Raw genomic sequence first — 17,351 nt, 5'->3', positions numbered from 1 at the left:
CGCATTACCGCACGCGCGCCAGGGCGACGCCCCGTGCCGGTGCGCGCCGGCGGTGGCATACACTGGCCTCGTTACGCCCCTGCCCAAAGGCTTTCTGCCGTGGATGGCCGACCGCTCACCGTCCTGATCGTCGACGACACGCCCGAGAACATCGATGTCCTGAGCGCCATCCTGGACGGCCTCGGCTGCGAGATCATGGTGGCCAACCAGGGGCAACGCGCCCTGGAACTGGCGGCCCGCCGCCGCCCCGACCTGATCCTGCTGGACGTGATGATGCCCGGCATGGACGGCTTCGAGGTCTGCCGCCGCCTGAAGGCCGACATGTCGCTCGCGGAGATCCCCGTGGTCTTCGTCACCGCCCGCACCGACGACCTCGCCGCGGGGTTCGCCATGGGCGGCAGCGACTACATCACCAAGCCGCTGCACGCCGAGGAAGTGCGCGCCCGGGTGCGCCACCAGGTCGAGCGGCTGGTGCTGCTGCGCGAGCTGCGCGAGCTCAACCGCAGCCTGGAGGAGCGCGTGCGCGACCGCACGGCCGAGCTCACGCTGGCCAACCGCCAGCTGCGCATCGAGATCAACGAGCGCCGGTACATGCAGGACCGGCTCAACTACCTCGCCACGCACGATTTCGTCACCCGCCAGTTCAACCGCGGCGCGCTGGACGCCCATGTGAGCGAGCTGCTGGCCCAGCTGCAGCGCGACGGCCAGCCCGCCGCCTTCCTGCTGCTGGACATCGACCAGTTCCGACTCGTCAACGAGAGCTGCGGCTGCATCGCCGGCGACGAGCTGCTGCGCCAGTTCGCCGAGCTGGTGGCCGGCTGCCTGGGCCGCCAGGACTTCCTGGCCCGCCTGGGCGGCGACCAGTTCGGCGTCGTGGCGGCGGGGCTGTCCACCGCCCAGGCCGTGGCGCTGGCCGAGCGCATCCAGGCCCAGGTGGCGGCCTACGAGTTCCCCTGGGAGGAGCGGCGCTTCCCGCTGTCGGTGTCCATCGCGCTGGTGCCGCTCACGCGCTACATCGTCAGCTTCGAGCAGCTGATGCTCACCGCGGACGAATGCGCCTACCACGCCAAGCGCGCCGGCCGCGGCACGCTGCGCGTGCATTCGCCCGCCCCCGCCGCGCCCCCCCCGGGCGACGAGCCTGCGGACGCCGGCCGCGGGTCCACCAACTGGGCCCTGACCCTGTTCGACGCCCTGCAGCAGCAGCACTTCCGCATCCACGCGCAGCGCATCGTGCCCCTGCGCCCACCGGCCGACGGCGAGCCCGCGCCGCTGCGACTGGAAACGCTCGTCCGGCTGTGGGACCCCGAGCGCCAGCGCCTGCTGCTGCCCGGCCAGTTCATCGGCCCGGCCGTGCGCTTCCACCTGGTGACCGACATCGACCGCTGGATGGTGCGCCAGGTGATCCAGCTGCTGGGCCAGGTGCCCGACCGGCACGCCGCCATCGGCCAGGTGGCGGTGAACCTGTCCGCGGTGTCCGTGCGTGACACCACCCTGCCCGCCCAGGTGGCCGCCTGGCTGGACGAGCACCGGGTGCCGGGGCGGCTGCTGTGCTTCGAGATCACCGAGACCGAGGCCATCGTCAATCTCGACGCCGCGAGCCAGTTCATGCAGCAGCTGCGGGACCTGGGCTGCCGCTTCGCGCTGGACGATTTCGGCAGCGGCTTCGCGTCCTTCAGCACCCTGCGCCGGCTGCCCTTCGACGCCATCAAGATCGACGGCGTCTTCGTGCGCGACATGGACACCGACGAGGTGCATGCCGGCATGGTGCGCTCCATGACCGAGATGGCGCGCCTGCTGGACAAGCCGGTGGTGGCCGAGTGGGTGGAAAGCGAACAGGTGGCCGGCCAGCTGCGTGACCTGGGCGTCACCTGGGGCCAGGGCCACGCCTTCCACCGCCCCGAAGAGCTCACCGCCGAGCGCTTGCGCGACTGGACGGCGACCTGACCTGACGGCGCACGCGGCGCCGCCGCGTCACGTCAGGCGATCCACTGCCGGGCGTTGCGGAACATGCGCATCCAGGGGCTGTGGGCGGCGATATCGCCGTCCGTCCAGCTCATCTGCGCATGGCGGAACACCCGCTCCGGGTGCGGCATCAGCACGGTGAAGCGGCCGTCGGCCGTGGTCACCGAGGTGAGGCCACCGGGGCTGCCGTTGGGGTTGAGCGGGTAGGTCTCGGTGGGCGCGCCGTGGCCGTCCACGAAACGCAGGGCGCGGTGCACCGCGTCGGCCTGCCCGCGCTGCGAAAAGTCGGCGAAGCCCTCGCCGTGGGCCACCGCCACGGGCAGGCGGCTGCCGGCCATGCCGCGGAAGAACAGCGACGGGCTGTCCAGCACCTCCACCATCGCCAGGCGCGCCTCGTACTGCTCGCTCTTGTTGCGGGTGAAGCGCGGCCATGCCTCGGCGCCAGGGATGATGGGCGCCAGCGCGGCCATCATCTGGCAGCCGTTGCACACGCCCAGCGCGAAGCTGTCCGGCCGCGCGAAGAAGGCCGCGAACTGCTCGGCCAGCGCCGGGTTGAACATGATCGAGCGCGCCCAGCCCTCGCCGGCGCCCAGCGTGTCGCCGTAGGAGAAGCCGCCACAGGCCACGAAGCCCTGGAACTGGTCCAGGCGCGCCCGGCCGGCGTGGAGGTCGCTCATGTGCACGTCGAAGGTGTCGAAGCCGGCCTGGTGCATGGCGTAGCTCATCTCGACGTGGCTGTTGACGCCCTGCTCGCGCAGGATGGCCAGCGCGGGGCGCTTGCCCGTGGCGATGAAGGGCGCCGCCACGTCCTCGGCCGGGTCGAAGCCGAGCGCGACGTGCAGGCCGGGGTCCTCGCCGCCGGCCAGGGCGTGCTCGCTGTCGGCACACGCCGGGTTGTCGCGCAGGCGGGCGATGCGCCAGCTCACCTCGTCCCAGGCCTGCTGCAAATCGCGCAGCGGGGCGCCGAACTGCACCTTGGCGTCGCGCCAGACCTCGACAGCGTGCTTGTCGTTGGTCTTGCCCACCACATGGCTGCAGGCCGACAGGCCGTGCGCGCGCAGCGTGGCCAGCACGGCGTCGCGGTCGCTGGTCTTCACCTGCACCAGCGCGCCCAGCTCCTCGTTGAACAGCGCCTTGAGCGTGAGTTCGTCGCGCCGGCCGCTCACCTGGGCCGCCCAGTTCTTGGAGTCGCCGAAGTCGGCGCGGCTGTCGGCGATGCCGTCGCCCTCGGTGACCAGCATGTCCACGTTCAGGCTCACGCCGCGCTGGCCGGCGAAGGCCATCTCGCAGGCCGCCGCCCACAGGCCGCCGTCGGAGCGGTCGTGGTAGGCGAGCAGCTTGCCGTCGGCACGCAGGGCGTTCACGGCGGCCACCAGCGCCTTCAGGCGTGCGGGGTCGTCCAGGTCAGGCACCGTGTCGCCGAACTGCTGCAGCGTCTGCGCCAGGATGGAGCCGCCCATGCGGGCGCGGCCGGCGCCGAGATCCACCAGGATCAGCGTGGTGTCGCCGCCTTGCAGCTGCGGCGTGAGCGTGCCGCGCACGTCGTCCAGCGTGACGAAGGCCGAGACGATGAGCGACACCGGTGCCACCACCTGCTTCTGCACCCCGGCATCGCTCCAGCGCGTGCGCATGGACAGCGAATCCTTGCCCACCGGCACGCCGATGCCCAGCGCCGGGCACAGCTCCATGCCCACGGCCTTCACGGTGTCGTACAGCGCCGCGTCCTCGCCCGGCTCGCCGCACGCGGCCATCCAGTTGCAGCTGAGCTTCACGTGCTCCAGCGTGATGGGCGCGGCCAGCAGGTTGGTGATGGCCTCGGCCACGGCCATGCGGCCGGAGGCCGGCGCGTCCAGCGCGGCCAGCGGCGTGCGCTCGCCCATGGCCATGGCCTCGCCGCGCAGGCCGGCGTAGTCGGCCAGGGTCACCGCGCAGTCGGCCACCGGCACCTGCCACGGGCCCACCATCTGGTCGCGGTGGTTCAGGCCGCCCACGGTGCGGTCGCCGATGGTCACCAGGAAGCGCTTGCTGGCCACCGTGGGGTGGCGCAGCACGTCGAAGGCCACCGTCTTGAGCGCCACGCCGGTCAGGTCCAGCGGGGCCGAGCGGCGGGCCACGCGCTGCACGTCACGCTGCATCTTGGGCGGCTTGCCCAGCAGCACGTCCATGGGCATGTCGATCACGCGTTCGCCGCCGGGGCCGTCCTCCAGCACCAGCTCGCGGTCGCTCGTGGCCACGCCCACCACGGCGAACGGGCAGCGCTCGCGCTCGCACATCTGCTCGAACAGCGGCAGCAGCTCAGGATTCAGTGCCAGGACGTACCGCTCCTGGCTCTCGTTGCACCAGATCTCCTTGGGCGCCAGGCCGGTTTCCTCCAGCGGCACCTTGCGCATATCGAAGCGCGCGCCCTGACCCGCGCCATCCACCAGCTCGGGGAAGGCGTTGCTGATCCCGCCCGCGCCCACGTCGTGGATGGCCAGGATGGGGTTGTTCGCGCCGAGCGCCCAGCAGTGGTTGATGACCTCCTGGGCACGGCGCTGGATCTCGGGGTTGCCGCGCTGCACGGAATCGAAATCGAGCGCGGCGGTGTTGGTGCCTGCCGCCATGGAGCTGGCCGCGCCACCGCCCATGCCGATGCGCATGCCCGGGCCGCCCAGCTGCACCAGCAGCGTGCCGGCACCGAAGGGCAGCTTGTGGGTCTGGCCGTCGCTGATGGCGCCCAGGCCGCCGGCGATCATGATGGGCTTGTGGTAGCCGCGGCGAACCGCGTCGGTGCCCGTGCCCACGGTCTGCTCGAACACGCGGAAGTAGCCGCCCAGGTTGGGCCGGCCGAATTCGTTGTTGAAGGCCGCGCCGCCCAGCGGCCCCTCGGTCATGATCTGCAGCGCGCTGGCGATGTGCGCGGGCTTGCCGTAGGGCGCGCGCTCCCACGGCTCGGGGTGGTCGGGGCCGGACAAGCCAGGCAGGCCCGGCAGGTGCAGGTTGCTCACCGAGAAGCCGGTGAGGCCGGCCTTGGGCCGCGCGCCACGGCCGGTGGCGCCCTCGTCGCGGATCTCGCCGCCCGCGCCGGTGGACGCGCCCGGGAAGGGCGAGATGGCCGTCGGGTGGTTGTGCGTTTCCACCTTCATCAGCACGTGGGCCGTCTCGGCGCGCGCGCCGTACTTCGGCGCGTTGGTGAAGCCCTCCGGCAGCCAGCGCTCGACCGGCCCGCCCTGCATCACGGCGGCGTTGTCGCTGTAGGCGACGATGCTGCGCTGGGGGTTGGTCTTCTCGGTGTGGCGGATCATGCCGAACATCGACAGCGGCTGCTTCTGGCCGTCGATGGTGAACTCGGCGTTGAAGATCTTGTGGCGGCAGTGCTCGCTGTTCGCCTGGGCGAACATCATCAGTTCCACGTCGCTCGGGTTGCGCTTCAGGCCGGTGAAGGCCTCCACCAGGTAGTCGATCTCGTCGTCCGACAGCGCCAGGCCGAACTCGGTGTTCGCGCGCTCCAGCGCCGCGCGGCCCTGCCCCAGCACGTCCACATGGGCCAGCGGATCGGCCGGCTGCTCGTCGAAGAGGTGGCGGGCCGCCTCGCGCTCGAAGGCCACGCTCTCGGTCATGCGGTCGTGCAGCACGGCCGCGCAGGCCGCGCGTTCGTCGGCCGACAGCGGCTTGGCCCCGCCCACCAGGCCAGCCACCAGCCCCGTTCTGAGCGCCAGGCGGAACTCGGTCACCCGCTCCACCCGGTGGATGGGCAGGCCGCAGTTGTGGGCGATGTCGGTGGCCTTGCTGGCCCACGGCGACACCGTGCCCAGGCGCGGCATCACCACCACCAGCTCGCCTTCGGCCACCGCGGCCGGCTCGCCGTACTGCAGCAGCGCCGCCAGCTTGTCGCCGGCCGCGGCGTCCAGCGGCCGGTCCAGCCCCACCCAGTGCACGAAGCGGGCCGTCACGCCCGTGACGCGCGGGCAGGCGGCCTGCAGCCGGGCGAGCAGCGCCTGCGCGCGGAAGGCGGACAGGGCGTTGCCGCCCTCGAAATGCAGAAGGTGCGGATGGGCGGTGGACATGGCGGCCAAGGGTGGGGCTCTGGGGCGGGCGGCACCCCGTCGGTCAGGGGCAAGCCACAGGGAAAGCCCGCGATTTTACGGTGCGATGAGAGAATGCCGGCCCATGACGATCACCCTGAAGTCCGCCGGCGACATCGAGGCCATGCGCGTGGCCGGCCGTCTCGCCTCCGAGGTGCTGGACATGCTCACGCCGCATGTGAAGCCCGGCATCACCACCGAGCAGCTCGACAAGCTGGCGCATGACCACATCGTGAACGTCCAGCAGGCGGTGCCTGCGCCGCTGAACTACCAGCCGCCGGGCTACACGCCCTACCCCAAGTCGATCTGCACCTCGATCAACCACCAGGTCTGCCACGGCATCCCCAACGACCGGCCCCTGAAGAACGGCGACATCGTCAACATCGACGTCACCGTCATCAAGGACGGCTGGCACGGCGACACCAGCCGCATGTTCATCGTCGGCGAGGGCTCCATCGCCTCGAAGCGCCTGTGCGCCATCACCTACGAGGCCATGTGGCGCGGCATCGTCAAGGTGCGCCCGGGCGCGCGCCTGGGCGACATCGGCCACGCCATCCAGACCTTCGCGGAGAACCAGGGCTTCTCCATCGTGCGCGAGTTCTGCGGCCACGGCATCGGCCAGAAGTTCCACGAGGAGCCGCAGGTGCTGCACTACGGCCGCCCGGGCACCCTGGAAGAGCTGCAGCCGGGCATGGTGTTCACCATCGAGCCCATGATCAACGCCGGCCGGCGCGAGATCAGGGAAACCGGCGACGGCTGGACCATCGTCACCAAGGACCGGTCGCTGTCGGCGCAGTGGGAGCACACCATCGTGGTCACCGACACCGGCTACGAGGTGCTCACGGTGTCCGCCGGCAGCCCGCCGCCGCCCGAGTTCGTCGGCGCCTGAGGCGTCCCATGGCACCGCTGGATGAGGCCCTGCCTGCGTCGGCCGGCACACCGGCCGTCCCGCTGGCCGAGCTGCGCGAGCAGTTCCGGGCCGGCAAGGCGGGCCTGATCGGCCGTTTCGCGGCGGGCCGGCCCAGCATCACCGGCGCCGCGCGCCTGCTGCGCGGCCTGGCCCGGCATGTGGACACCACGCTGGTGGCCCTGTGGCAGCACAGCGGCATGCCCGCCGGCGCGGCCCTGCTGGCCGTGGGCGGTTATGGGCGCGGCGAGCTGTTCCCGCATTCCGACGTGGACGTGCTGCTGCTGCTGCCGCCCACGCTGTCCCACGCGGCGGACGACCCCGCCACGCGCGCCACCCTGTCCGCCTTCATCACGGCCTGCTGGGACGTGGGCCTGGAGATCGGCTCCTCGGTGCGCACGGTGGACGAGTGCATCGCCGAGGCGCAGAAGGACGTCACGGTGCAGACGGCGCTGCTGGAGAGCCGCTTCCTCTGCGGCTCGCGCCGGCTGTTCAACACCTTCCGCCACGCCAACACCGCCGCCATGGAGCCGCGCACCTTCCTGCGCGCCAAGACGCTGGAGATGCGCCAGCGCCATGTGAAGTACGAGGACACGCCCTACGCCCTGGAGCCCAACTGCAAGGAAAGCCCCGGCGGCCTGCGCGACCTGCAGGTGGTGATGTGGGTGGCGCGCGCGGCCGGGCTCGGCCGCACCTGGACGGAGCTGGCCGCGCGCGGCCTGATCACGCCGTTCGAGGTCAAGCAGCTGCAGCGCCAGGAGGGCACGCTCAAGCTCATCCGCGCGCGGCTGCACCTCGTGGCCGGCCGGCGCGAGGACCGGCTGGTGTTCGACCTGCAGACGGCCGTGGCGCAGAGCTTCGGCATCAAGTACGCCCCCGAACCTGCGGCCCAGCCGCAGGCCCCCCGAGGGGGTCAAGGGAGCTCGGGAGCGGCCCGTCGCTCCCTTGAGGGCGACCGCGGCACCCGCCCCTCCGAGGTGCTGATGCACCGCTACTACTGGGCGGCCAAGGCGGTGACGCAGCTGAACCAGATCCTCATGCTCAACATCGAGGAGCGGGTCAACGGCACCGAGGACGTGCCCATGCGGCCCATCAACGCCCGGTTCCTGGACCGCGCGGGCATGCTGGAGGTGGCGCGCGACGACCTCTACACCGACAACCCGCATGCCATCCTGGAGACCTTCCTCGTCTTCCAGCAGACGCCCGGCATCAAGGGCCTCTCGGCGCGCACGCTGCGGGCGCTGTACAACGCCCGCAACCTCATGGATGGCGGCTTCCGGCGCGACCCCGTCAACCGGGAGCTGTTCATGGACATCCTGCGCCAGCCGCAGGGCCAGACGCACGCCTTCCGGCTGATGAACCAGACCTCGGTGCTGGGCCGCTACCTGTGGGTGTTCCGCCGCATCGTCGGCCGCATGCAGCACGACCTGTTCCACGTGTACACCGTGGACCAGCACATCCTCATGGTGCTGCGCAACGTGCGCCGCTTCTTCGTGCCCGAGCACGCGCACGAGTACCCCTTCTGCAGCCAGCTCGCCGCCGGCTGGGACAAGCCCTGGATCCTCTACATCGCCGCGCTGTTCCACGACGTGGCCAAGGGCCGCGGCGGCGACCACTCCGACCTCGGCGCGGTGGAGGTGCGGCGCTTCTGCCGTGAGCACGGCGTGGAGCCGGCCGACGCCAGCCTGGCCGAGTTCCTGGTGCGCCACCACCTCACCATGAGCCGCGTGGCGCAGAAGGAGGACCTGTCGGACCCCGAGGTCATCGGCCACTTCGCGCGCCTCATGGGCGACGCGCGCCACCTCACCGCGCTGTACCTGCTCACCGTGGCCGACATCCGCGGCACCGGCCCCAAGGTGTGGAACGCCTGGAAGGGCAAGCTGCTGGAAGACCTGTACCGCCTCACGCTGCGCGTGCTCGGCGGCGCCTCGCCCAGCGCCGACGCCGAGGTGGAGGCGCGCAAGCAGGAGGCGCAGCACATCCTCGCCCTGCACTCGGCGCTGCCGGGCACCGAGCAGCCGCTGTGGAAGACGCTGGACGTGAGCTACTTCGCCCGCCACGACGCGGCCGAGATCGCCTGGCATGCCCGTTCGCTCTGGCGCCACCTCGAGGCCCGGCAGCCCATCGTGCGGGCGCGCCCCTCGCCCATCGGCGAGGGCCTGCAGGTGCTGGTGTTCGCGCCCGACCGGCCCGACCTGTTCGCCCGCATCTGCGGCTATTTCGATTCCGCCGGCTTCTCCATCCAGGACGCCAAGATCCACACCACCCGCGCCGGCTACGCGCTGGACACCTTCCAGGTCGTCAGCCCGTCTGTCGACCCCCATGCAGCCAGTGCCTACCGCGACATGATCTCGCTGGTGGAGACGCAGGCGGCGCTCGCGCTCGCGTCCGACGGCCCGCTGCCGGCGCCCAGCCGCGGCCGGGTGTCGCGCCGCGTCAAGTCCTTCCCCATCCAGCCGCGCGTGTCGCTGCGGCCGGACGAGAAGGCGCAGCGCTGGGTGGTCACCGTCAGCGCCAGCGACCGCTCCGGCCTGCTGTACGCCATCGCGCGGGTGCTCGGCAAGCACCAGGTCAACCTGCAGCTGGCCAAGGTGTCCACGCTGGGTGAGCGGGTGGAGGACACCTTCCTGGTCAGCGGCCCCGCCCTGCAGAACCCCCGCCTGCAGCTGCAGATGGAAAGCGAGCTGCTGGACGCCTTGGCGCTGACCCCCTGACCCGATGAGCCTGGCCACGTGCACCGCCGCCGACGCGTTCGGCGGCCGCGACCCCCTCCACGACACCGTGATCGACGTGCGCTCGCCCGCCGAGTTCGCCGAGGACCACCTGCCCGGCGCCGTCAACTGGCCGGTGCTCGACGACGCCGAGCGTGCCGAGGTGGGCACCCTCTACACCCAGGTCTCCACCTTCGACGCGCGCAAGCGCGGCGCCGCCCTGGTGTCGCGCAACATCGCGCGCCTGCTGGAGGAGCACGTCGCCGACCGCCCGCGCGACTGGCGCCCCCTGGTGTACTGCTGGCGCGGTGGCCAGCGCTCGGGCAGCCTGAGCATCGTGCTGGCCCAGATCGGCTTCCGCACGCACCAGCTCCAGGGCGGCTACAAGGCCTTCCGCGGGCTGGTGCGCGATGCGCTGGCCGACCTGCCTGCGCAGATGCAGTGGCAGGTGCTGGGCGGGCGCACCGGCACCGGCAAGACCCTGCTGCTGCAGGCCCTGGCCGCCCAGGGCGCCCAGGTGCTGGACCTGGAAGACCTGGCCGCCCACCGCGGCTCCGTGCTCGGCGGCCTGCCCGACCGTCCGCAGCCCAGCCAGAAGCACTTCGAGACGCAGCTCTGGCAGGCCCTGCGCCACCTGGACCCCGCCCGCCCGGTGTTCGTGGAGCGCGAAAGCCGTCGCATCGGCCGGCTGCAGCTGCCCGAGTCCCTGCTGCCGGCCCTGCACGGCAGCCCGCACCAGTGGCGGGTGGACATGCCGCTGCCGGCCCGCGTGGCGCTGCTGCAGCGCGAGTACGCCTTCCTCATGACCGACCTGCCCGCCCTGGACCAGCGCCTGGCCGCGCTCACGGCCCTGCGCGGCCGCGCCACCATCGAGCGCTGGCAGGCGCTGGCCCGGGCCGGCGACTGGGCCACGCTGCTCGGCGAGCTGATGGTGCAGCACTACGACCCGCTCTACGACCGCGCGGCGCACGACGGCGAGGCCCCGGCGCGGCCGCTGCCGCTGGCCGACGGCTCCCCCGACGCGCTGCAGGCAGCCGCCCGCGCGCTCATCGCGGCCACGGCCACCTGAGCCCCGCCCGGCCGGCCCGGGCGCTTGTCCGACATCAAGACCGGCGGGCCGGCCCGCTGGCACCATGCCGCAGCCATGCCCAACCGCCTCACCGAACACGCCCTGCAGCAATCGCGCAGCTTCGGCGTGCGCCGCATCCCGGCCCTGCGACCGCTGGGCTGGCTGGCCCGCGGCTGGCGCGACCTGATGGCCTGCCCCCTGCCGGGGCTGCTGCACGGCGCGGTGATGGCCGCCTTCGGCGCCGCCCTGTTCTGGCAGGCGCGGCACCAGTTCTGGTGGCTGGCGGGCGCCTTCTCGGGCTACCTGCTGGTGGCGCCGGTGCTGGCCACCGGGCTCTACGCGGTCAGCCGCGCCATCGAGCGCGGCGAGCCCGCGGGCCTGCGCACCGCCCTGGCCGCCTGGCGCCCGCGCGACCATCGCCTGGTCGTCTTCGGCGGGCTGCTGGCGCTGGCGGGCGCCGGCTGGGTGCTCACCTCGGCCTCGCTCATCGTCAGCGCCCTGCCGGGCCAGGTCAACCGGCCGGTGGACTTCCTGCGCCTCGTGGTGCTGGCCGAGCACGGCCTGCTGTTCGAGACCTGGCTCGTGCTGGGCGCGCTGCTGGCGGCGCCGGTGTTCGCGTCCAGCGTCGTCGCCCTGCCCATGCTGCTGGACCGCTCCATCGGCGTGCTGGGCGCCGTGTTCACCAGCTGGCGCGCGGTGATGGAGCACCCCATCCCGATGGCCCTGTGGGCGGTGCTGCTGCTGGTGCTGACGGGCCTGGGCATGGCCACCTTGCTGCTGGGCCTGGTGGTGGTGCTGCCCTGGCTCGCCCACGCGAGCTGGCACGCCTACCGCGACCTGGTGCTGGCCCACGACGACCGGGAGCGAGGCTGATGTTCGGCCTCACCGAGGAGCAGGTCGCCAACTTCGGCCTCACGGTCGGGGTGACGGCGTTCATGCTCTACATGGTGTTCATCATCTTCCAGCTCGCGCGGGAATCGAAAGCCGGCCGCTTCGGCACCTTCGTGCTGTTCCTCGGCCTGGGTGTGGGGCTGGTCGGCTTCGCCGCCAAGGGCCTCATCAAGTACTTCATGGCGGGCATCGTCGAATGAACACCGCCGCCGAGACACCGGAGCCGCTGCGCCACAGCGCCTTCGACGATGCCCAGGCCCTGCTCACGGGCACGCTGTTCGTGGGCCTGGGGCTGGCGCTGTTCCGCGAGGCTGGCCTGATGACCGGCGGCACCGTGGGCCTGGCCTTCCTGGCCCACTACGCCACGGGGCTGCCCTTCGGCGTCCTGTTCTTCGTCATCAACCTGCCCTTCTACGCCCTGGCGTGGCAGCGCATGGGGCCGCGCTTCACGGTCAAGACGCTGGCGGCCGTCACGCTGCTGGCCGGGCTGTCCGAGGCGCTGCCCGGCTGGCTGGAACTGCAGCGCGTGTCGCCCTGGTTCGCCGCCGTGGGCGGCGGGCTGCTCGTGGGCGCGGGGTTCATCATCCTGTTCCGCCACCGCGCCAGCCTGGGCGGTCTGAACGTGCTGGTGCTGTGGCTGCAGGAGCGATTCGGCTGGCGCGCCGGCCACGTGCAGCTCGCCATCGACGCGCTGATCCTGCTGGCCTCCTGGCCCTGGATCGACGCGCCGCGTCTGGCGCTGTCGCTGCTCGCGGCCGCGGCCATGAACTTCGCCCTGGCCGTGAACCACCGGCCTGGCCGCTACATGGCGTTCTGACCGGGCTGCTGGGCCGCGGCCGCGGCTCAGCGGCACACCGGTGGCGGCGGCTGTTCGTCCCACACGGCGCCCGCGGCGTCGATCTGCCGCAGTGCCACGGTGCCGCACAGGGCCGCGCTGCGGTCGATGAGCCGCTTCGTGACGTCCACGGCCTTCCAGTCGGGGACGGTCTGGCGCACCAGCGCCGCCACGCCGGCGGCCAGCGGCGCGGCCATGGACGTGCCGCTCCACACGCCCCAGGCATCGCCGGGCACGGTGCTCATGATGCGGTCGCCCGGCGCCGCGACCTCCACCCACGCCCCCCGGTTGGAGAAGCTGGCCAGCCGGCGCTTGCGCGTGCTGGCCGCCACCGCCAGCTTGCCCTCGGCCGCCTCGGCGGCGGGGTACACGCGCGGCTTCGTGGCGCCGTCGTTGCCCGCCGACGCCAGCACCACGGCGCCCCCCTGGGCATCGCAGCGCTGGGCGTCCGCCTCGAAGCCCGGGCCGTCGTAGCCGTCGTCCGGCTCGTCGTCATCGTCGTCGCTGCAGGTGGCCAGCTCGACGGCCTGGTCCAGCAGCCGGGTCGGCCGGGTGGTGCCCAGGCTGAGATTCACCACGCCGGCGCCGTCGGCCGTGCGCGGATCGCCGTCGGGGTCCACCGCCCACAGCAGCGCCTCGGCCAGCACCCAGGCGTTGCCCTGGCCGCTCGGCTCCAGCACCCGCACGGGCATCAGGCGGGCGGCGGGCGCCGCCAGCGCGATGAGGCCGGCCACATGCGTGCCATGCCCGTAGCCCGGGTCCGCGCGCGAGCCGGCCTCGCGCGGATCCGCGTCGTCGTCGACGAAATCCCGCCCGAGCAGGCTGCCGTCGGCCCGCCGCGCCCAGCGGCCGGCCAGCGCCGTGTGGTCGAGGTCGGCGCCGGTGTCGAGGAAGGCCACCGTCACGCCGGCGCCAGTGGCCCGGCGGTGCGCCCGCTCCAGCCGCATGGCCGGGCCGGCCCACTGCGCGGCCCATTCCGCCTGGCTGCCGCCGATGGCCCACACCACGTTGTGGCGGCTCTCGGGCGCCTGGTGCTCCACATGCGGCTCGGCATAGACCACCCGGGCATCGGCCGTCAGCGCCTGGACGACGGCCTCCACGCTGCCACCGTCGGCCACGCGGGCGCGCCAGATCGGCCGGCTGCCGAACTGGTCCACCAGCGTCAGGCCGTAGGCCGCAGCGAGGCCGTCGATGGACACCCCCGGCCGGGACTGCAGGATCACCTCCTGCGCCACGGTGCCGTCGGGCCGCGGCTGCGCTGCGGCAGGCAGCGACGCGCCGGCAGCGGCCAGGCCGAGGGCGGCAGCGGCGGATGCCCGCACGAGGAACGTCGCGCGGGGCGGGGTCAGGGGTCGGGGCATGGACAGGCTCCTGCAGGCGGGGCGGTGGTCGGTGAACCCCCGCCGTACACGACGAAGGGGGCCCAGTGGAAGGGATGCGGATGCGTGCGGGCCAGCGCCCGCTGCGCCGCGGCCAGGGCCGCCGGCGGCGAGGCGCCTGCCCGGCAGGCGGCATGGAAGGCGGCCATGAGCGCGGCGGTCGTGTCGTCGCGCACGCTCCACAGCGAGGCGACGACGCTGCGTGCGCCCGCCAGCAGGAAGCCGCGTGCCACCCCCAGCACCTCGTCGCCGGGCGCCACGCGGCTCACGGCGGTGTCGCAAGCGGAGAGCACCACCAGCGCCGCGTGCAGCCGGCAGGTGGCCACGTCGGCCATCGTCACCACGCCGTCGTGCAGGTGCAGCGCCGAGAACGCCGGGTTGTCCGGGCGTGCCACCGCATGGCAGGCCAGGTGCAGTACCGCAGCCTGCGGCGCGAGTGCCTGGAAGGCCGCCACCGTGGCCCGCTCCTCCCGGTGCACCGGCCCATGCCGCGCCCAGGCCTCGGCCACCGCCGACGTCTCGGCGGCGATGGCCGGCAGCCAGGCCGAGCCCGCGCCGAACACGCCCACGGGCCCGTCCAGTGCCGCCGGGCGCGCCTGGGCGACCTGCCAGGCCTGCACGCTGGGCGCCATCACCACGTCCACCCGGTCCACCAGGAACGCCTGCCCGTCATGCAGCGCCGCGAACGGCAGCCCGTGCAGCGCCCGGTGCGGCACGATGACCAGCTCACGCAGCCGCCCCAGGGGTGCCCGCAGCGGCGCGAACAGGTCGTCGTGCAGGCCGCGCAGCAGCGCCTGCACGCGCTGCAGGCGCTGCACGGCGTGGCGGTCACCACGGGACGGCACGCCGCGCATGCCGTCCAGTTGCAGGCGCAGGCTGGCCAGGCGCGCCGCCAGCCCCGGCACCTGGCCGTGGTGGCGGTGACAGCGGCCGTCCACCACCACGGCGGCGCGCCAGGTGTCGCCGTCCAGGTGGTACGCCACCAGCCCCCTGCCCTCCCCCAGGCGGGCCGGCAGGGCGTCGGCCCAGGCCGCCGCCGAGCGGCCCAAGTCGGGCCCCGCCATCGCCGGCCGCGCACCCGCCGTCAGTCGCAATGCCTGGCGCTGCCGCTCGCGGCGGGCCCAGTCCTGCTCGGCCTGCCGGGCGAGCGCCTGCCACTGCGAGGCCCGCTCGACGTCCCCCGCGCCCACCGCCTGCTGCCACTGGTGCAGCCACCAGTTCACGCGCTGCCGGCCGTCGTCGTCGTCGGACTCGGCAGCGACGTCCGTCGCCCTTGCCGCCGTCAGCGCGCCCGCGCGCTGCGCCAGCTCGTCGTGCAGCGACCGCGCCCGTCCGTGCTCGATGGCGGCCAGCAGGGCCCAGCCGGACGGGCCGGCCTCGGTGCCACGCTCGGGCGCGTCCGCCAGGCGCACCCAGAGGTCGTGCGCGGCCTCCGCCTGCTGGGCGCAGGCCACCCGCATGTCGCCCGCCGGCACCTGACGGCGCCATGTCTCCAGACGCCCGAGAGCGGCAGCGGCCTGTCGCTGCGCCACCACCGTCCGCCCGCGTGCCGCGGCCAGCTCGGCCCGGGCCAGGTGCCACCCGGCGCGCAGCGGCCCGTCACCCACGGCGCGCCGCAGCCGCCGCAGGGCCGGCAGCGCAGCCGCCAGCCGGCCGCGACGCACCTGCAGCCGCGCCCATGCCAGTTCGGCCTCTTCCCGCCAGCGCGCCACGCCGTGCGCCCCCAGCGCCTGCATGGCATCGGCGAGGCCCTCGGCGGCCTCGTCGAGCCGACCGTCCTGCGCGGCCAGTCCGGCCAGCCCCATCGCCGCCCGACCGGCCCCTGCGCCGTTGCCCGCGGCCATGAACGCCTGCCGCGCGGCGGCCAGATCCGCCTGCGCCGCACGGCGCTCGCCGGCCAGGGCCAGCGCCTGACCGCGCAGCAGCCGGGACCACGCCGCCTCCACGGGCGCGTGCAGCGACTCGGCCAGGTCCACCAGCCGGTCGCAGGCCGCGAGCGCCTCCGGCCACAGGCTGGCCGCCAGGTGCGTGTCGGCCCGGGCGCGCTCGGCCTCCAGGCGGCGCTGTGGCGGCGCCCTGCCCTCCAGCAGCCCGGCGCAGGCCTCGACCTCCACCAGGGCCTCGCCCACGCGGCCGGCGTGCAGCCGCAACTGGCCCAGCTCGCCATGGGCCAGCGCCTGCAGCACCGTGAGCCCGTGCTCCCGGGCGCGCTGGCAGGCGCGCTGGGCCATCGCCTCGGCCTCGCTGAACTGCTGCTGCCACGTGAGCGCCCCGGCCAGGCCGATGTCCGCCATCACCGAATGCGCCATGTCCCCGAGCCGGGCAAAGCCGACGGCCGCGCGCCGGTAGCCCTGGGCCGCCTCGGCGTAGCGGTCCTGCCGCATGAGCAACGATCCCCGGTTCAGCGCCACCTTGGCGGCCGCCAGGCCGTCGCCGGCCGCGCGCAGCGCCGACTCCAGGCGGTCGGCGCAGGCAATCGCCTCGTCATGGCGGCCCAGCAGCGACAGGGCCACGAGCGTCGGCACCTCGGCCTGCGCCGCCGGGCCGGCCGCACCGAGCCCCGCCAGCCCGGCGCTGGCGCGGCGCAGGGCCGCCAGCGCGGCGGCCATGTCGCCGTCCACCAGGGCCCGGAGGCCGGCCGTCCAGGCCGCCAGCGCCTGCAACTCGGCGTCGCCACCGAGCTCGCCCGTGCACAGGGCCTCCAGGCCGTCGGCCGCCCGGCGGGCGCGCAGCGGGTCGCTGTGCCAGGCCTGCTGCGCCCCGTCCTTCAGCCGCCAGCCGGCCGCGCGCGCCCGGGTGGGTGCCCAGCCAGTGGGCACGGGCGGGGGCGCATCGGCCGCCAGCCAGGCGTCCGCCCATGCCATGGCGTCCACGGCCGGCTCCAGGGACGCCGCCCCGAGGGTCCCCGGGATCAGGGGGACATCGGCCATGCCAACTCCGGCAGCTCGATCGTCCAGTCGTCGAAATCGATGGCCACGGTCCAGCGGCCGTCGGGCAGCGCGGGCAGGCGGAAGTCGCCCAGTTCGCCCACCGTGGCCGTGTACTCGGCACTGTGCCCGTCCTCGGCCCGGCGCAGCCGCACCGTGCGCGGCGCCTGCGGACCAAGCACCTGGCCGGCCAGCTCCCACGGCGCGTCGCCGCCCGCCCCGGGCCGGGTCAGGCGCAGGTCGACGTCGTGGTCGCCGGCGGCGAACAGCCACTGGCGCTGCTCGCGGGCCGCGCCCCGCAGGCCGAGCGCCAGCCCGGCGCCTCCGCCGCTGTCCACCCGCAACTCCGCCAGCACCCGGCGCCACCAGGGCGCTGCGCCCGTCGCCGGCCGCGTCGAGCGCCCCTGCGCCAGGTCGAGGACGCGGTCGACCGCCCACGCGGGCGGGTCTTCCAGCTGGCGACTGGCGCGCAGCAGGCGCTCCAGTGCGTCATCGTCGTCGGCGGAGCCGGCAGGATCGGCGTCAGGGCGAGGGGGACGGGTCATCGGGGGCTCCTCGGAGCGGGCAAGCGAAACGGCCCTGTCCGCACAGTGCGGCGGGGTGCCG

Annotated in this window: 11 protein-coding genes; 7 read left to right on the top strand and 4 right to left on the bottom strand. The window is 73.9% G+C overall.

Annotation, left to right across the window (positions count from 1 at the left end):
- Positions 1-99: 99 nt before the first annotated feature.
- A complete protein-coding gene (locus ACE3UN_RS16940) occupies positions 100-1,944 on the top strand; it encodes a putative bifunctional diguanylate cyclase/phosphodiesterase (RefSeq protein ID WP_374676159.1) in 1,845 nt (614 codons plus the stop codon).
- 32 nt (positions 1,945-1,976) lie between these two features.
- On the opposite strand, the gene purL is transcribed toward ACE3UN_RS16940, so the two are convergent.
- Positions 1,977-6,008, bottom strand: a complete 4,032-nt coding sequence (gene purL / locus ACE3UN_RS16935) for a phosphoribosylformylglycinamidine synthase (protein WP_374676158.1) — start codon at positions 6,006-6,008, stop codon at positions 1,977-1,979.
- 103 nt (positions 6,009-6,111) lie between these two features.
- Between purL and map the strand changes: the two genes are divergently transcribed.
- From map to ACE3UN_RS16905, 6 genes are read left to right on the top strand one after another with little or no spacing between them, the layout of a single operon-like run.
- Positions 6,112-6,915 carry a type I methionyl aminopeptidase gene (map, locus tag ACE3UN_RS16930; RefSeq protein WP_374676157.1) on the top strand — a complete coding sequence of 268 codons (804 nt, stop codon included), beginning with the start codon at positions 6,112-6,114 and terminating at the stop codon, positions 6,913-6,915.
- Between the two features lie 8 nt (positions 6,916-6,923).
- Entirely contained in the window at positions 6,924-9,647 is a 2,724-nt protein-coding gene (locus ACE3UN_RS16925) for a [protein-PII] uridylyltransferase (RefSeq protein WP_374676156.1), read from the top strand.
- 4 nt (positions 9,648-9,651) lie between these two features.
- The gene (gene mnmH / locus ACE3UN_RS16920) at positions 9,652-10,713 is read left to right on the top strand and encodes a tRNA 2-selenouridine(34) synthase MnmH (protein WP_374676155.1); all 1,062 of its coding nucleotides are present in this window, start codon (positions 9,652-9,654) and stop codon (positions 10,711-10,713) included.
- A gap of 24 nt (positions 10,714-10,737) precedes the next feature.
- Entirely contained in the window at positions 10,738-11,586 is an 849-nt protein-coding gene (locus ACE3UN_RS16915; protein WP_374676154.1) for a DUF2189 domain-containing protein, read from the top strand.
- The gene (locus ACE3UN_RS16910; protein ID WP_374676153.1) at positions 11,586-11,804 is read left to right on the top strand and encodes a DUF2788 domain-containing protein; all 219 of its coding nucleotides are present in this window, start codon (positions 11,586-11,588) and stop codon (positions 11,802-11,804) included. Before ACE3UN_RS16915 ends, ACE3UN_RS16910 begins: the two co-directional genes overlap by 1 nt.
- Entirely contained in the window at positions 11,801-12,421 is a 621-nt protein-coding gene (locus tag ACE3UN_RS16905; RefSeq protein ID WP_374676152.1) for a YitT family protein, read from the top strand. Before ACE3UN_RS16910 ends, ACE3UN_RS16905 begins: the two co-directional genes overlap by 4 nt.
- 26 nt (positions 12,422-12,447) lie before the next feature.
- Here the strand turns inward: ACE3UN_RS16905 and ACE3UN_RS16900 are convergent, their stop codons facing one another.
- The 3 genes from ACE3UN_RS16900 to ACE3UN_RS16890 are packed head-to-tail and all read right to left on the bottom strand — an operon-like array spanning position 12,448 to position 17,290.
- Positions 12,448-13,800 (bottom strand): S8 family serine peptidase, encoded by a 1,353-nt coding sequence (locus ACE3UN_RS16900; protein WP_374676151.1) that lies wholly within the window; start codon positions 13,798-13,800, stop codon positions 12,448-12,450.
- Entirely contained in the window at positions 13,785-16,748 is a 2,964-nt protein-coding gene (locus ACE3UN_RS16895) for a CHAT domain-containing protein (protein WP_374676150.1), read from the bottom strand. Before ACE3UN_RS16895 ends, ACE3UN_RS16900 begins: the two co-directional genes overlap by 16 nt.
- Positions 16,730-17,290, bottom strand: coding sequence for a hypothetical protein (locus ACE3UN_RS16890; protein WP_374676149.1), 561 nt, complete (start codon positions 17,288-17,290; stop codon positions 16,730-16,732). Before ACE3UN_RS16890 ends, ACE3UN_RS16895 begins: the two co-directional genes overlap by 19 nt.
- Positions 17,291-17,351 lie beyond the last annotated feature (61 nt).

The sequence above is a fragment of the Ideonella sp. genome (assembly GCF_041918995.1).
Taxonomy (GTDB): Bacteria; Pseudomonadota; Gammaproteobacteria; order Burkholderiales; family Burkholderiaceae_C; genus Ideonella.
Note: the sequence above shows the minus strand (reverse complement) of the source record. Positions and strands in the feature narration are given on the sequence as shown.

Excerpts from the sequence above, each read along its gene's own strand:
- purL (WP_374676158.1), bottom strand. The coding sequence starts at position 6,008 with ATGTCCACCGCCCATCCGCACCTTCTGCATTTCGAGGGCGGCAACGCC.
- map (WP_374676157.1), top strand. The coding sequence starts at position 6,112 with ATGACGATCACCCTGAAGTCCGCCGGCGACATCGAGGCCATGCGCGTG.
- ACE3UN_RS16925 (WP_374676156.1), top strand. The coding sequence starts at position 6,924 with ATGGCACCGCTGGATGAGGCCCTGCCTGCGTCGGCCGGCACACCGGCC.
- mnmH (WP_374676155.1), top strand. The coding sequence starts at position 9,652 with ATGAGCCTGGCCACGTGCACCGCCGCCGACGCGTTCGGCGGCCGCGAC.
- ACE3UN_RS16910 (WP_374676153.1), top strand. The coding sequence starts at position 11,586 with ATGTTCGGCCTCACCGAGGAGCAGGTCGCCAACTTCGGCCTCACGGTC.
- ACE3UN_RS16905 (WP_374676152.1), top strand. The coding sequence starts at position 11,801 with ATGAACACCGCCGCCGAGACACCGGAGCCGCTGCGCCACAGCGCCTTC.
- ACE3UN_RS16900 (WP_374676151.1), bottom strand. The coding sequence starts at position 13,800 with ATGCCCCGACCCCTGACCCCGCCCCGCGCGACGTTCCTCGTGCGGGCA.
- ACE3UN_RS16895 (WP_374676150.1), bottom strand. The coding sequence starts at position 16,748 with ATGGCCGATGTCCCCCTGATCCCGGGGACCCTCGGGGCGGCGTCCCTG.
- ACE3UN_RS16890 (WP_374676149.1), bottom strand. The coding sequence starts at position 17,290 with ATGACCCGTCCCCCTCGCCCTGACGCCGATCCTGCCGGCTCCGCCGAC.